The organism is Novosphingobium sp. GW835-FHT14H07 (genome assembly GCF_058793515.1).
This window is the reverse complement of sequence record NZ_JBXAFX010000043.1, coordinates 11,189-16,519: the sequence shown is the minus strand read 5'-3', so window position 1 is coordinate 16,519 and position 5,331 is coordinate 11,189. Positions and strand designations below refer to the sequence as shown.

General features: G+C 63.1%; 7 protein-coding genes. All 7 read right to left on the bottom strand.

What is annotated here, in order from left to right; all coding sequences use genetic code 11:
• The coding region (locus tag AC1Q5P_RS20950) for a transposase (RefSeq protein WP_492519938.1) at positions 1 to 248 on the bottom strand (248 nt) is incomplete at its 3' end.
• 15 nt (positions 249 to 263) lie between these two features.
• The gene (locus AC1Q5P_RS20945) at positions 264 to 2,798 is read right to left on the bottom strand and encodes a heavy metal translocating P-type ATPase (protein ID WP_492519937.1); all 2,535 of its coding nucleotides are present in this window, start codon (positions 2,796 to 2,798) and stop codon (positions 264 to 266) included.
• A complete protein-coding gene (locus AC1Q5P_RS20940; protein ID WP_492519936.1) occupies positions 2,795 to 3,403 on the bottom strand; it encodes a cation efflux transmembrane domain-containing protein in 609 nt (202 codons plus the stop codon). The genes AC1Q5P_RS20945 and AC1Q5P_RS20940 overlap by 4 nt, the downstream gene beginning before the upstream one ends.
• On the bottom strand, positions 3,400 to 4,086 hold the full coding sequence (locus AC1Q5P_RS20935; RefSeq protein ID WP_039330842.1) for a ZIP family metal transporter: 687 nt from the start codon (positions 4,084 to 4,086) through the stop codon (positions 3,400 to 3,402). Before AC1Q5P_RS20935 ends, AC1Q5P_RS20940 begins: the two co-directional genes overlap by 4 nt.
• Before the next feature lie 3 nt (positions 4,087 to 4,089).
• Positions 4,090 to 4,473 (bottom strand): hypothetical protein, encoded by a 384-nt coding sequence (locus AC1Q5P_RS20930; protein ID WP_492519939.1) that lies wholly within the window; start codon positions 4,471 to 4,473, stop codon positions 4,090 to 4,092.
• 157 nt (positions 4,474 to 4,630) lie between these two features.
• Positions 4,631 to 4,972: a flagellar hook-basal body complex protein FliE gene (gene fliE / locus AC1Q5P_RS20925; RefSeq protein WP_039330840.1), complete on the bottom strand. Its 342-nt coding sequence runs from the start codon at positions 4,970 to 4,972 to the stop codon at positions 4,631 to 4,633.
• A 45-nt stretch (positions 4,973 to 5,017) separates the two neighbouring features.
• Positions 5,018 to 5,331, bottom strand: a 314-nt coding sequence (locus tag AC1Q5P_RS20920) for a hypothetical protein (protein WP_492519935.1), incomplete at its 5' end; no start/stop codon positions are given.

Sequence of the window (5,331 nt, the reverse complement as noted above, 5' to 3'; positions counted from 1 at the left end):
ACTTGAAATCCGTCATCGTTCCGTCCGTCCAATCTCCGCCAAGCATGCTCAAGCTTCACGATTTTTGCAACAGAGCCCACCTCAGTCTTCTTTACCCACTCTAGCACCGTGTGACCCGAACAGCCGATCTTCTCGGCAATGGATGTGATCGCCGCCCAGCGGGACGAATGGTCGCCTTGGTGGTCCAGCACCATGCGGACGGCCCGCTCACGAACCTCCGGTGCAAACTTGTTCGTCGTCTTGCTCATCGTAGACCCTTCCTCTCAGGAGTTGGGGCCTCCGGCAATCCCGGGGCGGTTCAAAGCAATGATTGCTCGTTCGCGGTAGCCCAGCAGCCTGAGCGCATTAACGACGACGAGCAGCGTTGATCCCTCATGAACCGCCACCGCAGGCCCAATACCGAGGCCGAGAATGGTGGCAGGCACGAGGAAGGCGACGACACCCAAGCTGACGAAGACGTTTTGCCGGATTATTCTGCGGGTGTGCCGGCTTAGGCCGACCGCGAATGGTAGATGCGCAAGATCATCGGCCATCAACGCCACATCTGCCGTCTCCAGCGCTACATCCGAACCCGCTGCGCCCATCGCGATGCCGACCGTCGCGCTTGCCATCGCCGGCGCATCGTTGACGCCGTCGCCCACCATCGCGACCTTTTCCTCGCCGGCAAGCTTTTTGATTGCCGCGACCTTGTCTTCAGGCATGAGGTCGCCCCATGCCTCGTCGATCCCGACTTTTTTGGCGATCGCTTCGGCGACTTTCTGGTGATCGCCAGAAATCATTATCATCCGCGACACGCCCATCTCGTGCAGCCGGCGCAGCGCGGTCTTTGCCGCTGCGCGGGGCGTGTCCATCAGGCCGATCGCGCCCAGGTCACGGTCCCCCTTGCGAACCACCATCGTTGTGCGACCGTTCTCGCGCAGTTTCGTGATCGCGTCTTGCGCTCCCTGCCCCAGCGCTGGAATGCCCTCACTTCCGAACATCTCGGCCTTGCCGATCCAGACCGTCTCGCCATCCACGCTCGCGGTGACGCCTCGACCGGTCAGGCTCTTGAGGTCGCCGACAGTCGGCATGGCGCGATCGTTCAGACGGTCGCGGCCGTCCCTGACGATAGCTTGGGCCAAAGGATGGTCGCTTAGCGCCTCGACGGCGACCGCCAGCGCCAGCAACTCGCCTTCATCGGCGCCATCGACGGGCACGACATCCGTGATGCGCGGACGCCCTTCAGTCAGCGTACCCGTCTTGTCAAAAGCGATCGCTTTGAGTGACCCAAGGTTTTCGAGCGGTGCACCACCCTTCACGAGCACGCCGCCCCGCGCTGCACGGGCAACGCCCGACAACACCGCGCTTGGCGTTGCAATCGCAAGCGCACATGGGCTTGCCGCCACCAGCACCGCCATCGCGCGATAGAAGCTGTCGCGGAACGGCTCGTCGACGACCACCCATGCAAACAGCAGGAGCACAGAGAAGATGAGGACAGCAGGTACGAAGATTTGCTCGAACCGGTCGGTGAAGCGCTGCGTCGGCGACTTCTGCGTCTCCGCTTCGCTCACCATCTTCACGACCTTGGCGAGCGCGCTTTCATTTGAACGGCGTGTCACCTCGATCTCGATCGCGGCGCTCCCGTTGATCGTACCGGCAAAAACCCGGCTTGCCGCGTCCACTGCATCAGGCTTTGCCCGCGCCGCTGCGGCATTGGCGACCGGCACCTTGTCGACCGGGATGCTTTCACCCGTCACCGGGGCCTGGTTGATCGCGCTGGTGCCCTTGATGACGAAGCCGTCAGCAGGCAGGCGCTCGTTCGGGCGGACGATTGCAACGTCGCCGACGACCATCTGCGCGACTGGGATTTCGCTGATCTGCCCGTCGCGACGCACGGTCGCGATTTCCGGGGCGAGCTTTGCCAGCGCCTCGATCGCCTTCTTGGCGCGTCCCATCGCGTAATGCTCAAGCGCATGTCCCAGGCTGAACAGGAACAGCAGCAGCGCGCCTTCGGCCCATGCGCCCAGCGCAGCGGCGCCGGCGGCGGCGACCAACATCAGCGTGTCGATCTCGAACTTCTTCAGCCTGAGATTGTCGATCGCCTCGCGCAGCGTGAAGAAACCGCCGAAGAAATAGGCTGCGACATAACTGGCCGTGGGCAGCCACTCCGGTGCGCCGGCAGCCAGCGTCTCAATCGCATAGCCGATCCCCAGTAGCGCGCCGCAGGCAAGCGCGAAGATCAGCTCGGTATTGGGGCCGAGAAATTCGGCGTGGCTATGGTCGTGGCCATCGCCGGGGCCGTGCTTCTCTTCGCCCGCGCCGTGGCCCCCGGGGCCGTGGTCGTGGCCGGCATGTTCATCGGCAGCGACCCGCTTGCCCACCCTCACCTTCAGCTTGCGAAGCGCAGCGCGCACCTCCTCTTCGGTGGTTTCGCGGCGATCATATTCGACCCGGACAGACCCGCTGGTGCTGGCGCTTGCCTGGACCACGCCGGGCAAGGCGCACAGCGCATCGCTGACCGTGCGCGCCCGACGTTCGTGGTTGATCCCCGTCACCTGCCAGATCGCATGGCCGTAGCGCTCGGTGATTTCGGCACCTGCGGCGCGCACCATCTCGCGCAACCGTGGCAGCGGCAGCTTGGCGGCATCGAAATGGATGCACAGCGCCGCTGGCGTGTTGCCGTCGAGACAGATCACATGCGCCCGCTCGACACCTTCGCGCTTTGACAGGGTTGATACGAGACGGTCCAGGCAGGCATCGGCCGCGTCAGGAAGGTCCGGCAACAACACTGGAATGTCGAGTTCGAGCTTGTCGTTCATGACGACCTCCTTTCGCTTTTCTTGGTTTCGGCGCGCGCGTCGCGCAGGATTTCGACACCGCCTTTGATGGCGATGATGGCGGTGGCGAAGCCGACCAGCAGGTCCGGCCAGTTGGTGCCCAGCCACAGCACCAGCACGCCGGCGATCAGGATGCCGCCGTTGGAAATAAAGTCATTGAAACTGAAGGTGGTCGCGGCTCGGAGATTGACGTCCGGATCCTTGAGGCGCTGGAGCAGCCGCAGGCAAAGAAAGTTCACAGCGCCGGCGATCGCCGACATGACCATCATGGTTGGTCCGATCGGCTCGCTGCCCTGCACGTATCGCCGTGCGACGTCGAGCAGTATGCCGCCCGCGAAGATCAGCAGCATGACGCCCGAAGCGACCGCGGCGCGTGTCTTCCATGTCTCGCCCCGAGTGAGCGCGACGAGGCTCAGCGCATATACCGCCGTGTCTGACAGGTTATCGACGCCGTTGGCGATCAGTGCGCTTGAATCTGCAAAATAGCCTGAGACGAAGAAGCCCGCCGCGATCGCCGCGTTCAGCAGCAGGACGATCCAGAGCGTGCGACGCTCTTCCCCACCAGTGTTGTCGTTGCTCGGGATCATCCCATGATCTCCTCGAGCGTCAGGAGGGCGAGGAATCCCACAAAGAACATCGAGCTGATGAGCGGAGTGTCAGGCTTCTCGTGTGCTTCGACCAACAGCTCCTCCGTGACGAGATAGAGCAGCGCCATAAGTCCGAAGCTGAGGAAACCGGCGATCATCACCGGGGAGAGCGTGGCGACCGGAACGGCCGCCAGCGCGCCGATCGGCAGCAGCAGCGCCATTGCCGAGACGATCACGATGATGCGCAGCCGCGAACGGTAGGTTTCCGCCAGCTCGTTGGTGAGCGTCAGCCCCAGAAATAACACTTCCAGAGTGAGCGCGATCGTCAGCAGGAAACCTGCCTTCTCACCGGCGACGAACGCCAGGCCGAGCACCAGACCATCGACGAGGATGTCGATGCCGATCGCGGCGAGCAGTGCCATCGGCCCCCTGAAGCGGGCCTCGAAAGCCTTGAGCGCCAGCATCGTTGCAACGCCCGCTGCCCCGCCAATCAATGTGGCGCTGGGCGAAGCCTCATGTTTGACCTGGGGCAGGATTTCGGTCGCCGCCGCAGCAAACACGACGCCGGCAGCGAGATGCTGCAGGCCCGCCACAAGGCCGGGCTGTAACTTTGTGCGGCTCGCTATGATCGCGCCGAGCACGACCGCCAGGACAGGCGCAAGCGTATAAAGCAGTGCCTGCATTTCCTAGGACTCCTCCGGGGTTCGGTGGCAGACGCGGATCTTCCCGCGTCGCGTGAACGCGATCGATCCGCCCGCCACGACAGCCCGCGAATGGTCGCCGCGAAACTCGTCACCGGTTCGCTGCGCGCGCAGGATCTCGGTCCTGCCCTTCGGCAGCCAGGTGACGGCCATTTTCAAGCCGTCATCGATGAAGTCGACATCGGCGCGCGTGCCGTCGTCACAGTACATGATGCGCTGCCCTATGAGCTTTGACGTCAGATGCTTTTCATGCGTCGGTTCGGTGGGCTGGGTCGGCGCTGGATTGCACGCCCCTACAATCAAGCCAGCTACGAGAACCGCGCCGAGGCGCGTGGTCGCCAAGCCTGTTTGATGCAGCGAGGCGCGCAAGTCGGTCACAATGGCGCGCCTTGGTCCGGCGCTATCGGCTCAGGTGCCGGCAGTCCCGCCGTGTCGAGATCTTCCATCTTGATCGTGCGGCACGTGGCCGTGAGGGGTGATGTTTCGCCAACAACCATGAAAATTCGACCTTTGGTTTTCTCCGCGATCATCCGATGGGCATGTTCAAAATGTCCCGATAAGCCGAGAGCAGCTTGTTCCGGACTTGCAGGGTCGCCTCGAAAGTAATGGACGCACGGCTTTGAATGAGCGCGACAGTCGCAATGTCGGTGGTTTCGCCACGTTCGTACGCTTCGGTAACGACATCCTCTTGCTCCTGGGTCTCGTTGACCTTGGCGACCACAGCGTTAAGCGTGTCGGCAAAGGTTGAGGCCGGAGCGGTCGGCGCGACGCCTGGCGGTGCCGTTGGCTGCGCCTCGCGCAAGGCGCGACTTCGTGCGATCACTTCGGCACGAATGGCCATTACATTCGAGATCGACGTGTCAGACATCGCTTCTCTCCCGCTGCAGTGCGATGTGTCGGAGGACGGGACGTTTCATCGGGTGCCCTCCCGTTCGCAGATCCGGGTGCGGCCATCGCCTTCCACGATCGTGAGTTGCGACCCTTTGAACGTCGCGGTGGCCGTCTCGCCAATATATTGCAGGCCCTGCGCTGGAGCCGTCAGTGTCATCGGCGGCCCACTGTTGGAGCGCCGCAAATCAATCTGCAGCCCGCTGTCCTTGTAGTCGACGAACAGGGGTTCCCCATCGGAACAACGATACGGATGCCGGCCCATTTCCCCGGTCGCCACAGCGCTATCGGACGAATGGATTTGCTGCTCCGTTGGCGGGGCCGGGGGGGTGGTTTTTT

What these genes read in the sequence shown, in the direction of transcription:
- AC1Q5P_RS20945 (WP_492519937.1), bottom strand. Translation starts at nt 2,798, where the DNA reads ATGAACGACAAGCTCGAACTCGACATTCCAGTGTTGTTGCCGGACCTT.
- AC1Q5P_RS20940 (WP_492519936.1), bottom strand. Translation starts at nt 3,403, where the DNA reads ATGATCCCGAGCAACGACAACACTGGTGGGGAAGAGCGTCGCACGCTC.
- AC1Q5P_RS20935 (WP_039330842.1), bottom strand. Translation starts at nt 4,086, where the DNA reads ATGCAGGCACTGCTTTATACGCTTGCGCCTGTCCTGGCGGTCGTGCTC.
- fliE (WP_039330840.1), bottom strand. Translation starts at nt 4,972, where the DNA reads ATGTCTGACACGTCGATCTCGAATGTAATGGCCATTCGTGCCGAAGTG.